This is a genomic window from Comamonas brasiliensis (genome assembly GCF_018292285.1).
Taxonomy (GTDB): Bacteria; Pseudomonadota; Gammaproteobacteria; order Burkholderiales; family Burkholderiaceae_C; genus Comamonas; species Comamonas brasiliensis.
In genome coordinates this window covers 187,176-207,501 of the sequence record NZ_JAANES010000004.1, presented here as the reverse complement: position 1 = coordinate 207,501, position 20,326 = coordinate 187,176, and the positions used below count along the sequence as shown (strand labels likewise).

Sequence of the window (20,326 nt, the reverse complement as noted above, 5' to 3'; positions counted from 1 at the left end):
CCTTCTGGAAACAGAAGGCTTTTTTCGTTGTGCCCGCACTAAACAGGTACATCCCAAAAGAGATGCCGAGCAACTGCCGCCTCGCGGCCCGGCTGCCCCGGCGAAGGCATCGCCCTCTCCGTTGGCGCGAAGCGTGTGGGGAGGGGGCGCCCGGCCAGGGAAGGCGCGTAGCGCCTCAGGGGCTGCTTATGGATACAGGCCGCGTGCTTCGCGGGCGTGGAGAATGCGCTTGCAGGCCACGATGAAGGTGGCGGTGCGCAGCGTCACCTTGTGCTCCTGGGCCACGGCCCAGACGCCGGCAAAGGCTTCCTGCATGATGCGCACGAGGCGGGCGTTGATCTCGTCCTCGGTCCAGAAGAAGCTGGAGAAGTCCTGCACCCACTCGAAATAGCTCACGGTCACGCCGCCGGCATTGGCAATCACGTCGGGCAGAACCAGCACGCCTTTTTCGTTGAGGATGTCGTCGGCTTCGGGTGTGGTGGGGCCGTTGGCGCCTTCGATCACCAGCTTGGCCTTGATCTGGCCTGCGTTGTCCTTGGTGATCTGGCCTTCCAGCGCCGCGGGGATCAGGATGTCGCAATCCACGCCCCAGAAGTCGGCTGCATCCATGGCCTCGGCGCCGGCAAAGCCGCCCACGCCGCCGGTGTTGCCCACATGCTCCAGCAAGGCCGCCACATCCAGGCCGTTGGCGTTGCGGATGGTGCCCGTATGGTCCTGCACGGCCACGACCTTGGCACCGGCGTCGGCAAACAGCTTGCCTGCCGTGCCGCCCACATTGCCGAAGCCCTGCACGGCCACGCGTGCGCCCTGCACATTCAGGCCAGTCAGCTTGGCAGCTTCCACACCCACGGTGAACACGCCGCGGCCCGTGGCCTCGACGCGACCCAGCGAACCGCCCAGGTCCACGGGCTTGCCCGTGACCACGCCGGTGGCTGTGGCGCCCGTGTTCATGGAGTAGGTGTCCATCATCCAGGCCATGACCTGGCCGTTGGTGTTCACGTCAGGTGCCGGAATGTCCTTGGTGGGGCCGATCAGCAGACCGATTTCGCTGGTGTAGCGGCGTGTCAGACGCTCCAGTTCGGCCTTGGACAGCTGGCGCGGATCGACGCGGATGCCGCCCTTGGCGCCGCCGTAGGGCACGTTCACGGCTGCATTCTTGATGCTCATCCAGGCCGAGAGGGCCATCACTTCGGACAGCGTCACATCCTGGTGGAAGCGCACACCGCCCTTGCCGGGACCGCGGCTCAGGTTGTGCTGCACGCGGTAGCCTTCGAAGTGGGCGATGCGGCCATCGTCCATCTCGATGGGCACATCGACGACCAGGATGCGCTTGGGGCGCTTGAGCGTTTCCACCCAGCGGGCCAGCGAGCCCAGATAGGGGGTGACACGGTCGACCTGTTGCAGATAAATGCCCCAGGGACCGAGATGATCGGGGTTGAGGTAGGAAGGCAGAGCATGCGCTGTGGACAGCGCTGAAGAGTCTTTGGCTTGCATGATGTAGGCCTGGTTGACTGAGTGGAGCAAGGTCGTTGTAAGCCCTTGCTGTCCGGGATTCACAGTGTGCGCGCGCCGAATTTTCCTGTCCAAGGCTTCTTGTTTGAGATGCTATGCGTTTTGTGCATAACCATCGGAGAGCCGCTCTGGATGCGGTCCGGGTGCCGGATGAGTGGCGGGGGGACAGGAAATTTGCCATCATTGCCGTCATGTCTGAAAACCAAGATTGCCAAAGCGGCTGGTGCGGCCCTGCACCGTTTGCGAATACCCCGCCCATAGGCCTGGCGCCCGAGCTGCAGACGCAGGACGAGGTGCTGCCTGACTGGAAGGCACTGTGGCCCGATTTGCCCGAAGACAGCTATGCCACGGCCGATGCGCTGTGGTGGTCGCGCAAGCTGGGCACGGCCCAGGCCCGGGGCGCCGACGTGGCAGTGCTGATGGGCGATGCCGCCGATGCCCGTGCCGTGCAGAGCGCGCTGGCGCGCAGCTGGAACTGGTGGCCCGCCGATCGCGCGCCGCGCTACTGGAAGTCCGGCGGGCCTGGGCGCAACGCTGCAATGCTGCATGTGCCGCTGCCCGAGGACGGCATTCGCCAGGGCTTGAATCCGGTGCCTGCGCCGGCCACCGTCTTCAATCTGCGCAATGCCGAGGCCGAGATCGCCTTGCGCATAGGCCGGGAGGTGAGCGCAGAGCAGGCCGCAGCCCTCGATTACGACAGCGCGCTGGCGCTGGTGGACGCCGTCTGCGTGGCCGTGGAATGGGTGGATGTGCGCTGGCGCGACGGCACCAAGGCCCCGGCCCTGGCCTTGCTGGCGGACGGCCAGTGCCATGGCGGACTGGCGCTGGGCGAGTGGCAGAGCGCTTCCGTCATCGCCGGGCGCGACTGGGCGCAGCAGCTGTGCACGGTGACCGTGAATGGCGGCTCGCCGCAGCGCTTCACCGGAACGCACAGCCTGGGCGATCCGGCCTGGCTGCTGGTGGACTGGCTGCAGCATGTGGCGCGCGAATACGGCAGCGTGCCTGCCGGCACCGTGGTGACGACGGGAACCTGGTGCGGCTGCATGCCGCTACAGGCCGGCGATCGCTTCGAGATGGAGTTCGACGGCCTGGGCGGACTGGGCTGGCAGTTCTGATCCATCCTGGCGGAATAAAAAAAGGAGCTTCTACCGCTTGTTGATGAATGATTTCAGATACTTTTCATTCTGAAAGTCATTGATCACAGGCGATATAAGCTCCTTTTATGAGAGCGAAGCGCGGGCGCCGATGTCCGCTGGCTGCGGGCGCTGTCCGTGTCACCGGACCTGGATGTGATCCAGCCCCGGAGCGCCGGGCGGGTATTTCAGTTCCAGATTGCCCAGCACCTCGCGCAGCACCGTGGCCACCATCAGATTGCGGTGCGTCTTGGAGTCGGCGGGCACAATCGTCCAGGGCGCCCATGGCGTGTGCGTGGCAGCCAGCAGTCGGCCGTAGGCCTGCTGGTAGTCGTCCCACTGGGCGCGCACCTTGAGATCGTTCTCGTCGAACTTCCAGTGCTTGCAGGGGTCGTCCAGCCGCTGCTGCAGCCGCTCGCGCTGCTCGTCCTTGCTGATGTGCAGCATGAACTTGACGATCACTGTGCCGGTCTCGCTGAGCATGCGTTCGAAGTCGTTGATCTGCGCATAGCGCTGCGTCTGCTGCTCGGGCGTGAGCCAGCCGTTGACCACGGGCACCAGCACATCCTCGTACTGGCTGCGGTTGAAGAGCACTATCTCGCCCGCCCCCGGCGTCTGCTGGTGGATGCGCCACAGGTAGTCGTGGGACTTCTCCACGTCGGTGGGCGCCTTCCAGCCCACGGAACGCACGCCCAGCGGCGACATGCGACCGAAGACAGCGCGCAGCGTGCCGTCCTTGCCGGCCGCGTCCATGCCCTGCAGTATGACCAGCAGCTTGAAGCGCCGATCGGCATAGAACAGGTTCTGCAGCGCGTCCAGCTCCTCGGCCAGGGCTTCGACGCCGGCCTTGTCCTGGGCCTTGCTGCCGCCCGAGAAGGGCTTGGCGCCGGGATCGAACCCGGCCAGCTCGCAGCGCCCGGCCTTGACGGCAGCGGCGCCCGGTTGCAGGGCCTTCCAGCGTTCGCGCAGCGCGGCATCGCTGCTGGTGAAGATCGATTGCGGCATGGGCGGCGGCCCTCAATGGTGTGACGAAGCGTCCAGCCTAGCGCATGGCCGGCGGCTGCTCAAGCGGCGGCCGACCCGCACGGGCGTGGAGCATTCAGTCCATGTGGATGCCGCGCTCGTTGATCAGTCGTGTCCAGCGCTGGCTTTCGGCCTGCAGGTGACGCGCCGCTTCATCGGGCGTGGAGCCGACGACCTCGGCACCTATGGCCCGGAAGCGCTCGATCACGTCGGGCTGCTTCATGGCGGCCACAAAGGTCTGGTTGAGCTTCTTCACGATGGCCGGCGGCGTGCCGGCGGGCATGAAGGCGGCGAACCAGGGCGAGACTTCATAGCCCTTGATGCCGGCTTCCTCCATGGTGGGTACGTCGGGCATGCTGGTCGAGCGCTTGACCGTGGTCACGGCCAGCGCGCGCAGCTTGCCCGACTGGATGTGGGGACGCGCCGAGGTGATGGAGTCGAACATGTAGTTGACCTGGCCGCCCAGCAGGTCGGAGACGGCGGGGCCCGATCCCTTGTAGGGGATGTGCAGCATGTCCACGCCCGCCAGCGAGGTGAAGACTTCGCCGGCCAGGTGGATGGAGGTGCCGTTGCCGGCCGAGGCATAGGTCAGCTTGCCCGGCGCGGCCTTGGCCGCGGCCACCACGTCGGCCACGCTTTTGATCTGGGGCTGGGTGGAGTTGGTGACCAGGATGTTGGGCACCACGGCCAGCACGCCCACGGGCGCGAAGTCCTTGATCGGGTCATAGCTGAGCTTGCGGTACAGCGGCTTGTTGGTGGCCATGCCGATGGAGGTGATCATCAGCGTGTAGCCGTCGGCTGGGGACTTGGCCACGAAGTCGGCGCCGATGTTGCCGCCCGCGCCGGGTCGGTTCTCGATGACGAAGGGCTGGCCCAGCGTGCGCGCGGCCTTCTCGCCCAGGGTGCGGGCGATGGCATCCATGGCGCCGCCCGGCGGGAAGGGCACGATCCAGCGAATGGGTTTGCTGGGCCAGTTGGCTTCGGGCGTCTGGGCATGGGCGGCGGAGGTCAGGGCGCTCAGGCCGAGGACGGCGGGCAGGGCGGCGAGGGTGCAGAGAAGGCGGCGTTGCATGGTGGATGTCTCCTGAAGATGAATGTTGTAGTTGGTGCGGTGTCAGCGGGCTGAAGGGGCAGGCGCAGACACGGGGGCGGATGAAGCTGCGGCGGCGAGGTCGATGTGCGTGGGTTGCAGGCCCTGGCGCGCGCGGTCGAAACGGTCGAGCTGGGCCGGATCCACTTCCACGCCCAGGCCGGGGCCGTCGGGCAACTGCAGGGCGAAGTCGGCAATCGGCATGCGCTCGGTCACGATGTCGTCCACCAGCAGCTGGGGGCCGAACAGTTCGCAGTTGTGGTGGCGCCCGCCCAGCGTGGCGAACACGTGGGCCGAGGCGGCCGAGCCTATCGAGGTTTCGAGCATGGTGCCGCCGTACCAGCCGATGTCGGCGGCCTGGGCGATGGCGGCGACCTGGCGCGTGCGCAGCAGACCGCCGTGCTTGGCGACCTTGAGCGAGAACACGTGGCAGGCCTGCTCGCGCGCCAGGCGCATGGCGTCGTGCGGCGTGCACACGCTCTCATCGGCCATGACCAGGGCAGTGGACGGCAGCGTGGCCGTGAGCTCGCGCAGCGCGGGCACGTTCCACTGGGCCACGGGCTGCTCGATGAGGCTGACGCCGGCCTCGATCATGGGGGGCAGAAAACGCCGTGCGGTGGCACCGTCCCAGGCCTGGTTCACGTCCACGGTCAGCGTGGCGCGGCCCTGCAGGCCGCGCGCGATCTGGCTCACGTGGGCCAGATCGGCCTCGGGCGTTCGGGCACCGATCTTGAGCTTGAAGATGCGGTGGCGGCCCTGGTCCAGGCGCAGCTGGGCCTCGGCCAGGTCGCGTTCCACATCGCCGCTGGCCAGCGTCCAGGCCAGGGGCAGGCTGTCGTGCTGCTTGCCGCCCAGCAGCTGCCACACGGGAACCTGCAGGCTGCGTGCCACGGCGTCGAGCAAGGCCATTTCCACGGCGCTCTTGGCAAAGGCATTGCCGCGGCAGGCCAGGTCCATGCGGGCCAGACAAGCCTCGATGCGCGCGCCGTCCTGGCCCGCGAGGGCCGGGGCCAGATGGTTGGTGATGGCGTGGTGGATGCTCTCGGGCGACTCCTCGTTCCACGACGGGCCGCCGATGGTGGCGGCCTCGCCGAAGCCTGTGGCGCCGTTGCGCAGCCACAGCTGGACGATGACCGGGCTTTGGCGGTTGATGGCGCCGAACGACAGCTTGTGCGGGCGTATGGTGGGAATGTCCAGGATGCGCGCGGTAATGCGTTCGATGGGGAAACTGGTGGTCATGGGCAAGAGGCCGTGAGGGCGGAAGGCGTTGGGGCGGGCAGCTGCATGGCTGCGATGGTCGCCAGCGTAAATCCATGAATGCTGTTGATCTACTGAATTATTTTTGAGGTACTGTTCGATAGCATCGATGTATCTACCCGGAAGCCGCCCATGGAATTGCGCCAGCTGCGCTACTTTGTCGACATTGCCAAGACCGAGCACCTGACGACCTCGGCGCGCAATCTGTTCGTGACCCAGTCCACGCTGTCGCACGGCCTGCGTCAGCTGGAGGAGGAGCTGGGCATGGTGCTGTTCGAGCGCATAGGCCGTGGGCTCAAGCTCTCGCAGGCCGGCGTGGTGTTCCGCAACTATGCCGAGCGCGCACTGCACGAGGTCGAGGCCGGGCGCATGGCGCTGGCCGATCTCAGCGAGCTGCAGACCGGCGCCCTTACCCTGGGCGTGATCCCCACCTTTCTCAACACCCTGGTCGCGCCGGCCGTGGCGGCCTTCACGCGCGCCTATCCCAAGGTCAACGTGGTGGTGCGCGAGCTGCTGGCGCCGCCCGTGGAGGCCGGCCTGCTCGATGGCAGCCTGGACCTGGGCGTGAGCTTTCATCCGCCGCAGCGCACCGAACTCGAGGCTCTGCCGCTGTTCGATGAACGCATGATGCTGCTGGTCAATCCTTCGCATGCGCTGGCCGGACGGCGCACGCTGGCGGTCAAGTCGCTGGTCGACGTGCCGCTGGCGCTGCTGCCGCGCAGCTTCTACACGCGCAGTCTGATCGACAACGGCCTGCGCGACGCGGGCGTCACGCCCAGCCTGCGTGTGGAAATGGGCTCGGTGGAATCGCTGATCGCGCTGTGCCGCTGGGGCGACATGGCCACCATCGTGCCCGAGCGCGCGGCCCAGCAGGCCAGCGATATGGTGGCCATACACCTGGTGGGCCCGCAGCTGGTGCGTACGGCCGGACTGCTGTGGCGTCGCGGCAGCCATTACAGCGCTGCGGCGCGCGAGTTCGCCGCGCTGCTGGCGCCCGCGGCGCGCGCCAGCCTGGGACGAGAAGTCTAGCGCCGGGCTCAGCGACCCGTGGGCTGCCTGCCCATGAGTTCCACAAAGCGCCGCGTGGCCAGGCCCTGGGGGCGCTCCTTGGACCAGACCCAGTCCACAAACAAGGTCGTGCCGTTGCTGAGGTTGAGCACGGGAATCTCCATCAGCGCGCCGCTGCCGATATGCGATTCCACCAGGCCCTTGGGCAGCCAGCCCCAGGCCAGGCCTGCGCCGATCAGCGATAGCGCTGCCTGGTGACTGTCCGTGCGCCAGAGCTGGCGTGCAAACACAAAGCGCGGATCCGTCTGCTGCGGGTCGCGGCTGGCCACCAGCACCTGGCGTGTGGCGGCCAGCTGCTCCACCGTGAGCTGCGGCGGTGCGGTGCGACCCGGTCCATGCTCGGCAAGCGCCTGCTGCCAGGGCTCGAACTGCGGCGACATCACGGCCACCAGCGTCTCGCGGCCCATTTCCTGGAAACCCTCGCGCCCGTCCATGGCGGGCCGCTCGAACACCAGGGCCAGATGGGCGCGGCCCGCATGCAAGAGCTCCAGCGCATCGACCTGGGGCGCTGCGAGCACCTCGATGGGCAGGGCCGGAAACTCGTGCACCAGCTGGTGCAGCGGCTCGCTCCAGTGCGTGGCCAGCAGCTCGGGGGCGATGGCCAGCGTCAGCCGCTCTTCCAGCCCTGCGTGCAGGCTCTGGGCCTGCCAGTTCAGCAGCTGCAGCTGCTCGGCCAGCAGGCGCGCCTGGGGCTCGAGTGCGCGGGCCGCGGCGCTGGGCACGGGCTCGCGTCCGCTGCGGTCGAATAGCTGCAGGTCCAGCTCTGCCTCCAGCTGGGCAATGGCCATGCTGACGGCCGACGGCACACGCCCCAGCTTGCGTGCAGCCGCCGAAAAGGAGCCGGCATCGAGCACGGCGAGAAACAGCGGGACCTGGTCGGCGCTAAAGGGCATGGTGTCGATCTGTCAGAAACATTGATAGGAACTGACTTTTATCTTCAATTTCCAGAACATACACTGCGGCCCATGTCTCAACAAGCCTCAGCGATGGCATCCGCTTCCTCCTCTGCCGCGTCTCTCAAAAATACCGCTGCCTTTGCAGCCCCCATCAAAGCCACGGGCCTCCAGGGCCCCAAGCGTCGCATCCTCTACGTGGGCTTGTACGAAACCATCGCCATCATCGTCTCCAGCCTGATCTTCATGGCCATCGGTCAGAAGGCCAGCGATTCCGGCGTCATGGCCGTGGCCGCCTCGGTGATCGCGATCTGCTGGAATCTGAGCTTCAACTACCTGTTCGAGAAATGGGAAGCGCGCCAGAGCGTCAAGGGCCGTTCCCTGATGCGCCGTGTGGTGCATGCCATCGGTTTCGAAGGCGGCATCGCCGCCATGCTGATTCCGCTGATGGCGTGGTGGTTCGGCATCTCGCTGTGGGAAGCCGCCGTCATGGAAGCCGGCCTGCTGGTGTTCTTCATGGTCTACACCTTTGCCTTCAACTGGGCGTTCGACCGCATCTTCGGTCTGCCGGCTTCGGCCCAGGCAGTGGCTGCCTGATCCCGGTCTGAGCTGCGTGTGACGCTTGCCTGCCAGGCGTGGGCAGCCATGAAAAAAGCGTGTTCCTGTCTGGCAGGAACACGCTTTTTTTGGGGCTGATGCAGCGGTCAGCGAAGAATGCTGAGCATGGCCTGCAGCACAAAGGCGTTGATGATGTCGATGAAGAAGGCTCCGACCAGGGGCACGATCAGAAAGGCCTTGTGCGAAGGGCCGTACTGGTTGGTGATGGCCTGCATATTGGCCACGGCCGTGGGTGTGGCGCCCATGCCGAAGCCGCAGTGGCCGGCTGCCAGCACGGCGGCGTCGTAGTTGCGGCCCATGATGCGGAAAGTCACGAAGGCCGCATACAGCGTCATGACGATGGCCTGCGCGGCCAGAATGACCATCAGCGGACCGGCCAGGTCGGTCAGCTCCCACAGCTTGAGCGACAGCAGCGCGATGGCCAGATAGATGGACAGCGCGGCATTGCCGAACACGTCGATGGCGCGGTCAAAGACCTTGAAGCCGAACATATAGTCCAGCACGTTGCGGATGACCACGCCGCCGCCCAGCGCCCAGACAAAGGTAGGCAGCTGGATGACCGTTCCCATGGTCAGGCCGGTCATGAATTCGGCAAAGGCCAGGCAGCCCGCGAAGAGGGCCAGCGTCTCCACCGCCGCATCGGCCGTGATCAGGCGCGGAGCCTTGTTGGGCGACTCGAAGTTGGCGACCGCGCTGCCTTCGCCCACGGTGGGCGCATCGGCGCGCAGCTGTTCGGACTCGGTCAGCGGCTGGGCCAGCTGATGGCGCGTGATCAGCCGCTTGGCCAGCGGGCCGCCCACCAGGCCGCCGATGATCAGGCCGAAAGTGGCGCAGGCAATGCCCAGGGTGGTGGCTCCCGTGAGGCCGTATTGGTTTTCCAGCACCGAGCCCCAGGCTCCGGCTGTACCGTGACCGCCCACCAGCGTGATGGAGCCCGCGACCAGGCCGATCAGCGGATCGAGTCCCAGCAAGGAAGCCAGACTCACGCCCACGATGTTCTGCATCATGATGAAGACGGCAATCACACCCAGGAAGAGGAACAGCGCCGAGCCGCCCTCGCGCAGCTTGGCGAAGTTCGCGCTCAGGCCGATGGACGAGAAGAACACCAGCATGAACGCCGACTGCAGGCTGCTTTCGAAGCTCAGCGCCAGTCCCGTGGTCTGATGCAGCATGAAGATGATGGCCGCCACGACCAGGCCGCCGGACACCGGCTCGGGAATATTGAAGTCGCGCAGAAAGCGGATATGTCTGGTCATGAGCTTGCCAAGCATGAGCACAAGCACGGCCATGATGAGGGTGTAGTACGCGCCGAAGGTCACGTTCATGAGGATCTCCAGGGGGTTCCATGCGACGGCCGGATTGCCTGTCCGCTAATGGCAGGCCATCGGCTGTGCATGACTGAGCACATGGACCGGACATTTGCTGTCGATGGTGCCAAAGACTCAAAGATAGGGACTGTAGGTGCTTGCCCACTCATGGCCGGCCCGTCGGTGCCGGGCTGCCTGAGAGCAGGAAAGCGGTGTGCGTCATTCCTTGCGGACGCGCACCATGCCACGAATATGCTTGAAATGAGATGGCTACATTCGTGTTTTGCGAAATTACCTTTTGCCGTGCTCCTGTTTCTGGAGTGCGTAAAGTCGAATCTGCTATAGCCATCCGCAGGCAGCGCGCCTCTGCCGCCAATGGGCAAAGCGCCTTGAAGCCCTGATTGTCCGGCCTCGCCGTAGAATGTCGGGCTTCACCCCGAGGAGCGCTGCAGCCGGTCATCCCACAGATGTTTGACCCGTCAGGCTCGGGGTGGCAGATCCGGTTGGCGATCTGCCCGTACTGACAACGGCGCTCACCTGTTTTCGATTCTGTTTCTGGTTTTCACACAGGTGAGCTGATGTCCGCTGCTACCCCTTCCACCGCCATTCCTCCCATGCGCCTGTCGGGCCTGGAGCCTGTCTTCATCGGCGATGAGACGCTGTTCGTCAACGTGGGCGAGCGCACCAACGTCACAGGCTCCAAGGCCTTTGCACGCCTGATCCTGAACGAGCAGTACGAGGAAGCGCTGGCCGTGGCGCGCCAGCAGGTGGAAAACGGTGCCCAGGTGATCGATGTGAACATGGACGAGGCCATGCTGGACAGCAAGGCCGCCATGGTGCGCTTTCTGAATCTGATTGCCTCCGAGCCCGATATCGCCAAGGTGCCGGTGATGGTGGACAGTTCCAAATGGGACGTGATCGAGGCCGGCCTGCGCTGCCTGCAGGGCAAGGGCATCGTCAACTCGATCTCCATGAAGGAGGGCGTCGAGGAGTTCAAGAAGCACGCCAAGCTGGTCAAGCGCTATGGCGCGGCCGCCGTGGTGATGGCGTTTGACGAAAAAGGCCAGGCCGACACCTTTGCGCGCAAGATCGAGATCTGCGAACGCGCCTACCGCATTCTGGTCGACGAAGTGGGCTTCCCGCCCGAGGACATCATCTTCGACCCCAACATCTTTGCCGTGGCCACCGGCATCGAAGAGCACAACAACTACGGCGTCGATTTCATTGAGGCCGTGCGCTGGATCAAGCAGAACCTGCCCGGTGCCAAGGTCTCGGGCGGCGTCTCCAACGTGAGCTTCTCCTTCCGCGGCAACGACCCCGTGCGCGAGGCCATCCACACCGTATTCCTCTATCACGCGATCGGGGCTGGCATGGACATGGGCATCGTCAATGCCGGCATGGTCGGTGTGTATGACGACCTGGAGCCACAGCTGCGCGAACGCGTGGAGGATGTGGTGCTCAACCGCCGCCCCGATGCGGCCGAGCGTCTGCTGGAGATCGCCGACAGCGCCAAGGGCGCGGCCAAGGACGACAGCAAGAAGCTCGAGTGGCGCGGCACGGCCGAGGCACCGAAGACCGTGGGCGAGCGTCTGTCGCACGCCCTGGTGCACGGCATCACCGACTTCATCACCGAAGACACCGAAGAGGCCTACCAGAAGATCGTGGTGCAGGGCGGCGGCCGCCCGCTGCACGTGATCGAAGGCCCGCTCATGGACGGCATGAATATCGTCGGCGACCTGTTCGGTGCCGGCAAGATGTTCCTGCCCCAGGTGGTCAAGTCCGCGCGCGTGATGAAGCAGGCCGTGGCCCACCTGGTGCCCTATATCGAGGAAGAGAAGCGCCAGCAGGAAGCGGCGGGCCTGGACGTGACCAGCAAGGGCAAGATCGTCATCGCCACCGTCAAGGGCGATGTGCACGACATCGGCAAGAACATCGTCACCGTGGTCCTGCAGTGCAACAACTTCGAAGTCATCAACATGGGCGTGATGGTGCCCTGCCACGAGATCCTGGCCAGGGCCAAGGCCGAGGGTGCGGACATCATCGGCCTGTCGGGCCTGATCACTCCCAGCCTCGAGGAGATGCAGTATGTGGCCGGTGAGATGGACAAGGACGACTACTTCCGCATCAAGAAGATTCCGCTGCTGATCGGCGGTGCGACCTGCTCGCGCGTGCATACGGCCGTGAAGATTGCACCCAAGTACGACGGCCCCGTGGTCTATGTGCCCGACGCCTCGCGCTCGGTCAGCGTGGCGCAGAGCCTGCTGGGCGAAGGCAAGCAGGCCTATCTGGACGAGCTGAGCGCCGACTACGACAAGGTGCGCACCCAGCATGCCAACAAGAAGAAGACGCCGCTGTGGACGCTGGAGCAGGCCCGCGCCAATGCTGCCGTGGTGAACCATGCCCCCGTGGTGCCGCGCACCCTGGGCCGCCGCGTGTTCAAGAACTTCGACCTGGCCGAAATTGCCCAGTACATCGATTGGGGCCCGTTCTTTCAGACCTGGGATCTGGCGGGTCCCTATCCGGCCATCCTTGACGATGAGGTCGTGGGCGTGGAAGCGCGCAAGGTGCTGGCCGATGCCAAGCTCATGCTGCAGAAGATCATCGACGGCCGCTGGCTGCAGGCCAATGGCGTGATGGGCCTGTTCCCGGCCAATCGCGTGGGCGACGACATCGTGTTCTACACCGACGAATCGCGCAGCCAGGTGCTGACTACCTGGTACGGCATGCGCCAGCAGACCGAAAAGCAGGCCGTGGACGGCCCGGATGGCCGGCCCGTGATGCGCCCCAGCCGCTGCCTGGCCGATTTTGTGGCCACCAAGGAGTCGGGCATTGCCGACTATGCCGGCCTGTTTGCCGTGACAGCCGGTATCGGCGCCGAAAAGAAGGACAAGGAATTCGAAGCTGCGCTGGACGACTACAGCGGCATCATGTTCAAGGCCCTGGCCGACCGCCTGGCCGAAGCTTTTGCCGAATGCCTGCACCAGCGCGTGCGCAAGGATCTGTGGGGCTATGCCGAAGACGAGGACCTGAGCAACGAGGAACTCATCAAGGAAGCCTACAAGGGCATTCGCCCCGCGCCCGGCTACCCTGCCTGCCCCGATCACACGGCCAAGATCGACCTGTTCAAGGCGCTGCAGGCCGATGAGATCGGCATGACGCTGACCGAGAGCCTGGCCATGAACCCGGCATCCAGCGTGAGCGGCTTCTACATCGGCAATCCCGAGGCCAGCTACTTCAACGTGGGTCAGATCGGCGAAGACCAGCTCGCCGACATGGCTCAGCGACGCGCTATGGATATCGAGGAGCTGCGTCGCTATCTGGCGCCAAATCTGGGCTGAACCCGCTTCGCGGGCATGCTTTGCGAATGAAAAAAGCCAGGGACGACCCTGGCTTTTTGGTTTGGAGTGCGCCGCTCAGAGGCTACTTCCTGAGCACAGGTGCGAGCGTGGCACGCAGTCGGTCGCCGGGCTCCTCGGTCCCGGTTGCGCGGATTTCCAGCGAGCGCTCCACCATGCCTATATGTTCCAGCAGCAGCGCCTTGGCACCCTCGGTGTCGCCGCGTTCCAGGGCGGCCACGATGCGTTCGTGTTCGGCGCAGGACTGGCTGGCGCTGTGCGTGGACTGATAGAGCGTGGCAGCCAGGGTGGTGCGTGCCGTCAGATCGCGCAGCGTGTCGGCCAGCAGCCGGTGACCCATCTGTTCGGCCAGGCAGACATGGAAATCCGCAAGCAGGAAGGAACGCGTGGCGCTGTCCGCACCGGCGATGGCTTTCTGCTCCTGGGCGATATGGCGGCGCAGCCTGGTGATGACGCGCTGCAGCGGCTTGCCGGCCTCCTGCAAGATGCCGGTCTCGATGATCCGCCGGGCAGAGAACGCGTCCATGGCCTCGGCAGCCGAGGGCTGGACCACGTACCAGCCCCTGCGGGCCTGGACCTGGACAAAGCCGCGGGCCTGCAGCTGCATCAGTGCTTCGCGCACCACGGTGCGGCTGACGTCGAAGTTGTTGGCCAGCTCCTGCTCTCCCAGTCGTTCGCCGGGTGCCAGTTTCTGGGCCAGGATGGCTTCGACGACGCGTTCCGCGATGTGCTGGGGAGAGGCAGGAGTCATTGCTGGCTTTATTAATGGCTGGACTGAGGGATGGGGACTATGGCAGGCGGCACCATAGCAGATGCAGGCTCTTCGTTCTCGGTCCGTGGCTCAGCTCTGCCGTCAAGTACCGCATGGGCACGTTCGCGGTCGATGTCGCCTTCCCAGGCGGCGATGGCCACGGTGGCCACGCAGTTGCCGATCAGATTGCCCAGAGCGCGTGCAATGCCCATGAACCAGTCCACCGACAGCACCAGCACCAGGCCGATCGCAGGGATGGCGGGAATGGCATGCAGGGTGGCGGCCAGTACCACGATGGCCGAGCCCGGTACGCCGTGCGCACCCTTGGAGGTCACCAGCGCGATGGCCAGGATGGTCAGCAGGTCGGACATGCTGATCGGGGTGTTGGTGGCCTGGGCGATGAAGACCGCTGCCAGTGTGATGTAGATGGAGAACGCGTCCAGGTTGAACGAGTAGCCGGTGGGAATCACCAGGCCCACGGTAGAGTCGCGCACCCCCATGTTGCGCAGCTTGGCCATGATCTGGGGCAGCACGCTGTCGGAGGAGGTGGTCGCGAAGACGATGGTCAGTTCCTCGCGCAGATAGCGCAGCAGCTTGATCAGGCTGAAGCCCGACAGGCGCATCACCAGGCCCAGCACCACGAAGACGAAGATCAGCACCGAAACGTAGAACAGCGCCACCAGCATGCCCAGCTGCTTGAGCGAGCCTATGCCGTACTGGCCCACGGTGAAGGAGATGGCGCCCAGCACGCCCAGCGGTGCCAGCTTGATGATGATGCCCATGACCTTGAACAGGGCCATGGACAAGGTGTCCACCAGTTCGGAAACGGGCTTGCCGCGCTCACCCAGCATGGTCAGCGCGCAGCCGAACAGCACGGCGAACAGCAGCACCTGCAGGACGTCGCCCTTGGCGAAGGCTTCCACCACGGTGGTGGGAATGAGCTTCATCAGGAAATCCACCGTGCCGCCGCTGGTCAGCTTGTCGGCATTGCTGGCGTAGGCCGCCATGGCCGAGGCGTCGAGCTTGCTGGTGTCCACGTTCATGCCCACGCCGGGCTCGAAGACAAAGGCCAGCACCAGGCCCATGCCCAGGGCGATGGTGGTCAGCACCTCGAAATAGATCAGGGCCTTGACGCCCACGCGACCGACGCGCTTGAGGTCGCCCGCGCCGGCAATGCCGTGCACGACCACGCAGAACACCAGGATGGGAATGATCATCTTGATGAGCTTGATGAAGCCATCACCCAGGGGTTTGAGTTTCACGGCCCATTCAGGGGCCAGTAGTCCGGCGAGCACACCCAGTATGAGTGCGATCACCACCTGTCCGAACAGTGATCTGACAAAGCGGCGCATAGTCGTCTTTCGCAAGTTGTGGAATCTTGTATGCAAGTTGACTGCAACTTGCATACAAGAATGTAGGCAAGCGAAAGGCGTGCCAGCAGAGGGTATTCCTGCAGATTTCCGTAATTTCGAAGAGGGTCAGCCCTGACTTTCATGCATGAAATCGGGGTGGCTGTCCGTCCTGGTGCGAGATCGGCAGCCTGTGTGCACGTGCGTGGTGCGCGGGCGGTGAGCATGCCCAAAGTTTGGGCACCAGGGTCTACAGCAGAGGGCTCAGGGCACCCAGCAGGTTGTCCCAGATGCGTTTCCACCAGCGGGTGGCACGCACCTGTTCCAGCGTCACTGCATCGGACTCGCGCAGATAGCTTTGCTGGCGCTGACGGATGGCCTCGGTGATGGCTTCGTCATGCAGCAGCACATTGTTCTCGAAGTTCAGGTCAAAGCTGCGCAGATCCAGATTCGTGGAGCCGATCAGGCTGACCGAGCCGTCCAGGCACAGTGTCTTGGCATGCAGCAGGCCGGGGCGGAATTCGTGGATATGGACGCCGGCGCTCAGCAGCCGCCAGTAATGGCTGCGGCTGACGGCGCCGACGATCCAGGAGTCATTGCGGGCGGGCAGGATCAGCGTGACCTGCACCTGGCGCAGCGCGGCGGCGCACAAGGCATCGAGCACCGTGCTGTCGGGCACGAAGTAGGGGGTGGAGATCACGACCTCGCGCTGCGCGCAGGCCAGCAGGCTGGCAACCAGCTGGGGTGTTGAGCGTGCTCTTTCCGTCGGCCCTTCGGCAATCGCAACGGCATGAAAGCCGTCGTCAGCGGCAGCAGCCTCGGCCTCTATTGCCGGTGGTGCAAAGCTCGCATCGGACTGCGCCCAGTCGCTGGCAAAGGCCTGCTGCATCTGCATGACCACGGGTCCCTGCAGGCGCAGCATGATGTCCACCCAGGGTGCATAGCGAGCCTTGATGTGAAAGCCCTCGTCGGCGCAGTTCTGGCTGCCGCAATAGTTGATCCTGCCGTCAATGAGCGTGATCTTGCGGTGGTTGCGCAGGTCGATGCGACTGGTCAGCATGACCTTGAGCAGATTGCTGATGGGCAGGGCAATCGCCAGGTGCACGCCGGCCTGCCGCATCTGCTGCCACAGTGGCGAGCGCGTCAGTGCGCGCGATCCCAGTCCGTCGACCATGGCACGGCAGGTCACGCCGCGCTGCGCGGCGCGTATCAGGGCATGGGCCATATCGGTGCCGGTGCTGTCGTCCAGCCAGATGTAGTACAGCACATTGATCTCGTGGCGTGCGGCATCCATGTCGGCCAGCATCTGCGCCCGGGCATGCGCGCCATCGCGCATCAGCTCGGCTCTGTGGCCGGGCAGCGGCGCAAAGCCGTTGATGGACGAGGCATAGCGGAAGGCCGGCAGCCATTGACCGGGAATGGTCGGCAGTGCCTGCGGGCTGCGGTCGGCATCGGTAGCTGCGCTGCTGTGGGACTGGCAGAACTCGCGCACATTGAGTCTTCTGCGGCCTGGTACGCGGCCCAGGGCTACCTCGCCAAAAAGGTAGTACAGCAGGCAGCTCACATAGGGCAGCAGCACGATGACCATGAGCCAGGCCAGTCGCACGTCGGGCCGCATGTCCCGGCGCAGCAGGATACGCAGGCCGAACCCGGTGATCAGCAATACATGAAGAGTCAGCAGCAGCCAGGTCATGAATCAGTGCAGCAACGATGGACCTTGTCGAGCATAACGGGCTCAGGCCCAAGCACAAGCTGCAAGCCCTGATTCATATGCAACGAGCTTGAACTCTGTGATGAAAAAGCGCGGACTGCTATCAGTAATGCAGCGACAGAAGATAGACATGGCACTGGCATGGAACCTGCTTCCTTTTCTTGTCAAAGCAAACAAGCAGGGGGGAGTGCATGGAAATGGTGCCATTGACTGCCATCGACAAGGCAGATACCGGTTGGGTCATGGTTGCGTCGGCGCTGGTCTTGCTGATGACCTTGCCGGGCATCGCCCTGTTCTATGCGGGGCTGGTGCGTCGCAAGAATGTGGTCAACACCATGGTGGCCGTGTTCGCGGTGGCCTGTGTGGTGACCCTGACCTGGTTCGGCCTCGGCTACTCGCTCGCGTTTACTGCCGACTCTCCCTGGCTTGGCAATCTGGGGCGCGCCTGGTTTGCCTCATTGCACTTTGATGGCCGGCGCAGTGTGATCTCGGTCAGCCACCTGGCACCGCATCTGCCCGAAGCTGCCTATGCCCTGTTCCAGGCCGCATTCGCCATCATCACCACCTCGCTGATCGTGGGGGCTGTGGTCGAGCGCATGCGCTTTGCGGCCCTGCTGGTGTTTGCCGCACTGTGGAGCGTGGTGGTCTATGCCCCGGTGGCGCACTGGGTGTGGGAGAGCGGCGGCTGGCTGAACCAGCTGGGCGCACTGGACTTTGCCGGCGGTGCCGTGGTGCATGTGAACGCGGGTGTGGCGGCGCTGGTCTGTGCCTTCATGATGGGGCGCAGGCGTGGCTATGGCACCGAGCCCTTCGAGCCGCACAGCCTGGGCTGGACGGCCATGGGCACGGCGTTGCTGCTGTTCGGCTGGTTCGGCTTCAACGCCGGATCGGCCCTGTCCGCCGACGGGCGTGCAGCGCTGGCCTTTGTGGTCACGCTGGTGGCGGCCTCGGCCGCGGGACTGGCATGGATGGTGGTGGAGTGGCTGGTGCGCGGCGCTCCGACCTTGCTGGGCCTGCTCTCGGGCATGGTGGGCGGACTGGTGGCTATCACTCCTGCAGCCGGCTTTGTGCAGGTGGGCAGTGCGGTGTGGATAGGCCTGATTGCGGGCGCTGTCTGCTTCTGGGGCGCAACCTGGCTCAAGCGCCGGCTGGGGGCCGACGACTCGCTTGATGTCTTCGGCGTGCATGGCGTGGGCGGCATTGCCGGCTCCATCCTCACGGCGGTTTTTGCTGATCCCCTGATCGCGGGCACGGGCGCCACGGTGCTGAATCAGCTGATTGCAGTGGCGGCGGTGGCTGCCTACAGCGCGGCAGCCACGGCCGGGGTGTTGGTGCTGATCCGTCTGCTGATGCCGTTGCGGGTGGATGCCGTGCAGGAAATGGAAGGACTGGATATCAGCCTGCATCTGGAGCGTCAGCACTAGTGATCCATCAAAGACAGGAGCGGTGTATGGAGGACAGCGAGCGAGTGGCAGTGGCTGCACATCTGCATGTGGTGTTGCGCCGCAAGACGGGCCGGGTGACCGATACCGAATGGATGGCCTGCAACCAGGCCTATGCACAGGCCATGGTGGCTTTTGCACTGGAGCATGCGCGAGAGCAACAGGACGAAGAGCTGGCGCGCCTGGCCCGGCGTCTGCAGGACAGCTGGAGCGGCGACAAGCCCCGGCATGCAGCGCCTGCCGAGACCGCACAGAGCGATAGCTCGGTCACCACCAAGGCTGCCGAGATACTGCGCACCTCGGCACGCTATATCGGCGGGCTGCGCTGAGGCACAAGCCGGATCTGAGGCCGGGAAGGCTTGGCGTCACGGATCACAATGCCTGTGAGCCGTGGCCGTCCGCCGCCGCAGGCTGCGGCGGCAACGAGCCAGGCCTATTGCTTTTTCAGTTCGGCAATATAGGCATCGCGAGCCTTCACGCCATCGGCCGTGAAGTCGGTGAACACGCCGTCAATGCCCAGACGGTAGTAAGCCAGATATTCCTGCAGCGGGTCGCCCTTGAAGATGCCCGCGAGCCGGCTGGCCTCGCTGCGGAAGGTGAAGCTGTGCACCACCAGACCGGCCTTGTGCGCATTGGCGATCAGGCCGGTGTCCTTGAGCGTGTTGACGTCCTTGAGGCCTGCACCGTCCTTGTAGGGAACGACGGAATGGGCCAGCACCTGGGGTTTCCAGGGACCGATGCCGTCGGCATAGGTCTTGATCTCGGCCAGGCCTGCCGGCGTCTGCATGACCGCGAAGGTGCGCGCATCGCCGGCCAGAGTCCAGCTATAGGGGCGGCCGCTGATGAAGGTCCATTCGTCGGCAGTGATATAGCCGACGGAACCGTCCCTGAAGTTGTAGTCGTTGCCATCGATCAGCTGCACTCCCTTGGCCCGCATGCCTGCCTTGCGCAGATACTTCAGGCTGGCGGGGTCGAAGCTCTGGATGTAGATGGGCGCTTCCTTGCGGTTGAGATTGTTCCTGTCCAGCAGCGCCATTACGGCGTCTTCGAAGGGGTGCTCACCCGTGCCGCAGCTGTTGGCAATGGCTTGCTGGTTGTTCCAGTAAGGGTTCTTGGTCTCGGCGTAGACGGCAATCGTGCGGCCTGCCGCCTTGCCCTTGGCGAGTGCGATATCGATCACATCCTGTGCGCTGATCAGCGGCAGCTTGCCATTCCATTCGCTGGGACGATCGGCGCGGTTGTCCAGCGTGGTGCCGCCAAACAGCGTGCGCAGCTCATGCAGGGTGAAGTCCGAGATGGACCAGTCGCCGGTGTGGTCCTCGCCATCGACCACCAGAGCCTGCAGCACCGACTTCTGATTGTTCGGATCGATGCGGTCGCTCAGGTACTGCGCGGGGCCGTTGGCGGCAATGGGCGGGTACTTCACGTTGACCAGCACGCCGGGCGTGTTGCGCTTGCGGCCAGCCACATAGGCATTGATCTTGGCGACTTCGGCGATATTGGTGCTGTCGCTGAGCCAGGCGTTGTGGCGTGCCACCAGCTGGCAGTCGCGGCTCAGGTGCATGTCCAGCTCGATCATGTCGGCACCGGCATCGATGGCTTTCTCATACGCCATCTGTGTCTGCTCGGGGTACAGCCCCGAATAGCCGCGGTGGGCGATGACCTGGGGCTGCTTGCCATCCAGCGTCAGAAACTGCGGCGCAGGTGCCGGCGTCGGGCCGTCTCCACCGCCACAGGCGCTCAGGGCAAGGGCGGCAAGCAAGGTCAGGGCAAAGACGGGGTGGCGGGTATGGGACATGGTTTCAGGCATGGATGG

General features: G+C 64.8%; 16 protein-coding genes and 1 riboswitch. Of the genes, 6 read left to right on the top strand and 10 right to left on the bottom strand.

All coding sequences use genetic code 11. The annotated features are described in order from the left end of the window. Positions 1-186 precede the first annotated feature (186 nt). Complete coding sequence (locus DJFAAGMI_RS17425) at positions 187-1,494, bottom strand: Glu/Leu/Phe/Val family dehydrogenase (RefSeq protein WP_043003323.1); 1,308 nt, start codon at positions 1,492-1,494, stop codon at positions 187-189. A gap of 209 nt (positions 1,495-1,703) precedes the next feature. Between DJFAAGMI_RS17425 and DJFAAGMI_RS17420 the strand changes: the two genes are divergently transcribed. Beyond that, positions 1,704-2,627, top strand: a complete 924-nt coding sequence (locus tag DJFAAGMI_RS17420) for a fumarylacetoacetate hydrolase family protein (protein ID WP_211458095.1) — start codon at positions 1,704-1,706, stop codon at positions 2,625-2,627. Positions 2,628-2,786: 159 nt separating this feature from the next. Here DJFAAGMI_RS17420 and DJFAAGMI_RS17415 read toward each other — a convergent pair whose 3' ends face one another. The 3 genes from DJFAAGMI_RS17415 to DJFAAGMI_RS17405 all read right to left on the bottom strand — a co-directional run bounded on the left by DJFAAGMI_RS17415 (position 2,787) and on the right by DJFAAGMI_RS17405 (position 5,997). Beyond that, entirely contained in the window at positions 2,787-3,650 is an 864-nt protein-coding gene (locus DJFAAGMI_RS17415; protein ID WP_211458094.1) for a PPK2 family polyphosphate kinase, read from the bottom strand. Positions 3,651-3,744: 94 nt separating this feature from the next. Beyond that, on the bottom strand, positions 3,745-4,740 hold the full coding sequence (locus tag DJFAAGMI_RS17410; RefSeq protein ID WP_211458093.1) for a tripartite tricarboxylate transporter substrate binding protein: 996 nt from the start codon (positions 4,738-4,740) through the stop codon (positions 3,745-3,747). 42 nt (positions 4,741-4,782) lie between these two features. Next, the gene (locus tag DJFAAGMI_RS17405; protein ID WP_211458092.1) at positions 4,783-5,997 is read right to left on the bottom strand and encodes a muconate cycloisomerase family protein; all 1,215 of its coding nucleotides are present in this window, start codon (positions 5,995-5,997) and stop codon (positions 4,783-4,785) included. Positions 5,998-6,147: 150 nt separating this feature from the next. Here DJFAAGMI_RS17405 and DJFAAGMI_RS17400 point away from each other — a divergent pair, with 150 nt between their 5' ends. After that, complete coding sequence (locus DJFAAGMI_RS17400; RefSeq protein WP_211458091.1) at positions 6,148-7,044, top strand: LysR substrate-binding domain-containing protein; 897 nt, start codon at positions 6,148-6,150, stop codon at positions 7,042-7,044. Between the two features lie 8 nt (positions 7,045-7,052). On the opposite strand, the gene DJFAAGMI_RS17395 is transcribed toward DJFAAGMI_RS17400, so the two are convergent. Further along, positions 7,053-7,976: a LysR family transcriptional regulator gene (locus DJFAAGMI_RS17395; RefSeq protein ID WP_211458090.1), complete on the bottom strand. Its 924-nt coding sequence runs from the start codon at positions 7,974-7,976 to the stop codon at positions 7,053-7,055. 93 nt (positions 7,977-8,069) lie between these two features. Between DJFAAGMI_RS17395 and DJFAAGMI_RS17390 the strand changes: the two genes are divergently transcribed. Further along, positions 8,070-8,573 carry a PACE efflux transporter gene (locus tag DJFAAGMI_RS17390; protein ID WP_211458089.1) on the top strand — a complete coding sequence of 168 codons (504 nt, stop codon included), beginning with the start codon at positions 8,070-8,072 and terminating at the stop codon, positions 8,571-8,573. A 107-nt stretch (positions 8,574-8,680) separates the two neighbouring features. Here DJFAAGMI_RS17390 and gltS read toward each other — a convergent pair whose 3' ends face one another. After that, positions 8,681-9,919: a sodium/glutamate symporter gene (gene gltS / locus DJFAAGMI_RS17385; protein ID WP_211458088.1), complete on the bottom strand. Its 1,239-nt coding sequence runs from the start codon at positions 9,917-9,919 to the stop codon at positions 8,681-8,683. Between the two features lie 414 nt (positions 9,920-10,333). After that, positions 10,334-10,443, top strand: a riboswitch (S-adenosyl-L-homocysteine riboswitch). A gap of 36 nt (positions 10,444-10,479) precedes the next feature. Between gltS and metH the strand changes: the two genes are divergently transcribed. Continuing rightward, positions 10,480-13,239, top strand: coding sequence for a methionine synthase (metH, locus tag DJFAAGMI_RS17380; protein ID WP_211458087.1), 2,760 nt, complete (start codon positions 10,480-10,482; stop codon positions 13,237-13,239). Positions 13,240-13,321: 82 nt separating this feature from the next. Here the strand turns inward: metH and DJFAAGMI_RS17375 are convergent, their stop codons facing one another. The 3 genes from DJFAAGMI_RS17375 to cls all read right to left on the bottom strand — a co-directional run bounded on the left by DJFAAGMI_RS17375 (position 13,322) and on the right by cls (position 17,050). Further along, positions 13,322-14,008, bottom strand: a complete 687-nt coding sequence (locus DJFAAGMI_RS17375; protein ID WP_211458086.1) for a GntR family transcriptional regulator — start codon at positions 14,006-14,008, stop codon at positions 13,322-13,324. 11 nt (positions 14,009-14,019) lie between these two features. Beyond that, positions 14,020-15,360, bottom strand: a complete 1,341-nt coding sequence (locus tag DJFAAGMI_RS17370) for a C4-dicarboxylate transporter DctA (RefSeq protein ID WP_043002890.1) — start codon at positions 15,358-15,360, stop codon at positions 14,020-14,022. Between the two features lie 247 nt (positions 15,361-15,607). Next, positions 15,608-17,050: a cardiolipin synthase gene (gene cls / locus DJFAAGMI_RS17365; protein WP_211458085.1), complete on the bottom strand. Its 1,443-nt coding sequence runs from the start codon at positions 17,048-17,050 to the stop codon at positions 15,608-15,610. Positions 17,051-17,259: 209 nt separating this feature from the next. Here cls and DJFAAGMI_RS17360 point away from each other — a divergent pair, with 209 nt between their 5' ends. Together DJFAAGMI_RS17360 and DJFAAGMI_RS17355 are read left to right on the top strand one after the other, a co-directional pair. Next, positions 17,260-18,492 carry an ammonium transporter gene (locus DJFAAGMI_RS17360; protein ID WP_167007316.1) on the top strand — a complete coding sequence of 411 codons (1,233 nt, stop codon included), beginning with the start codon at positions 17,260-17,262 and terminating at the stop codon, positions 18,490-18,492. A 26-nt stretch (positions 18,493-18,518) separates the two neighbouring features. Next, positions 18,519-18,839, top strand: a complete 321-nt coding sequence (locus tag DJFAAGMI_RS17355; RefSeq protein ID WP_003071883.1) for a hypothetical protein — start codon at positions 18,519-18,521, stop codon at positions 18,837-18,839. Positions 18,840-18,943: 104 nt separating this feature from the next. Here DJFAAGMI_RS17355 and DJFAAGMI_RS17350 read toward each other — a convergent pair whose 3' ends face one another. After that, complete coding sequence (locus tag DJFAAGMI_RS17350; protein WP_249334497.1) at positions 18,944-20,320, bottom strand: glycerophosphodiester phosphodiesterase family protein; 1,377 nt, start codon at positions 20,318-20,320, stop codon at positions 18,944-18,946. Positions 20,321-20,326 lie beyond the last annotated feature (6 nt).

Coding starts and splice junctions, on each gene's coding strand:
- DJFAAGMI_RS17395 (WP_211458090.1), bottom strand. CDS start 7,976: ATGCCCTTTAGCGCCGACCAGGTCCCGCTGTTTCTCGCCGTGCTCGAT.
- DJFAAGMI_RS17410 (WP_211458093.1), bottom strand. CDS start 4,740: ATGCAACGCCGCCTTCTCTGCACCCTCGCCGCCCTGCCCGCCGTCCTC.
- DJFAAGMI_RS17350 (WP_249334497.1), bottom strand. CDS start 20,320: ATGCCTGAAACCATGTCCCATACCCGCCACCCCGTCTTTGCCCTGACC.
- DJFAAGMI_RS17420 (WP_211458095.1), top strand. CDS start 1,704: ATGTCTGAAAACCAAGATTGCCAAAGCGGCTGGTGCGGCCCTGCACCG.
- DJFAAGMI_RS17400 (WP_211458091.1), top strand. CDS start 6,148: ATGGAATTGCGCCAGCTGCGCTACTTTGTCGACATTGCCAAGACCGAG.
- DJFAAGMI_RS17360 (WP_167007316.1), top strand. CDS start 17,260: ATGGAAATGGTGCCATTGACTGCCATCGACAAGGCAGATACCGGTTGG.
- DJFAAGMI_RS17425 (WP_043003323.1), bottom strand. CDS start 1,494: ATGCAAGCCAAAGACTCTTCAGCGCTGTCCACAGCGCATGCTCTGCCT.
- DJFAAGMI_RS17405 (WP_211458092.1), bottom strand. CDS start 5,997: ATGACCACCAGTTTCCCCATCGAACGCATTACCGCGCGCATCCTGGAC.
- DJFAAGMI_RS17370 (WP_043002890.1), bottom strand. CDS start 15,360: ATGCGCCGCTTTGTCAGATCACTGTTCGGACAGGTGGTGATCGCACTC.
- DJFAAGMI_RS17390 (WP_211458089.1), top strand. CDS start 8,070: ATGGCATCCGCTTCCTCCTCTGCCGCGTCTCTCAAAAATACCGCTGCC.
- metH (WP_211458087.1), top strand. CDS start 10,480: ATGTCCGCTGCTACCCCTTCCACCGCCATTCCTCCCATGCGCCTGTCG.
- DJFAAGMI_RS17355 (WP_003071883.1), top strand. CDS start 18,519: ATGGAGGACAGCGAGCGAGTGGCAGTGGCTGCACATCTGCATGTGGTG.
- gltS (WP_211458088.1), bottom strand. CDS start 9,919: ATGAACGTGACCTTCGGCGCGTACTACACCCTCATCATGGCCGTGCTT.
- cls (WP_211458085.1), bottom strand. CDS start 17,050: ATGACCTGGCTGCTGCTGACTCTTCATGTATTGCTGATCACCGGGTTC.
- DJFAAGMI_RS17415 (WP_211458094.1), bottom strand. CDS start 3,650: ATGCCGCAATCGATCTTCACCAGCAGCGATGCCGCGCTGCGCGAACGC.
- DJFAAGMI_RS17375 (WP_211458086.1), bottom strand. CDS start 14,008: ATGACTCCTGCCTCTCCCCAGCACATCGCGGAACGCGTCGTCGAAGCC.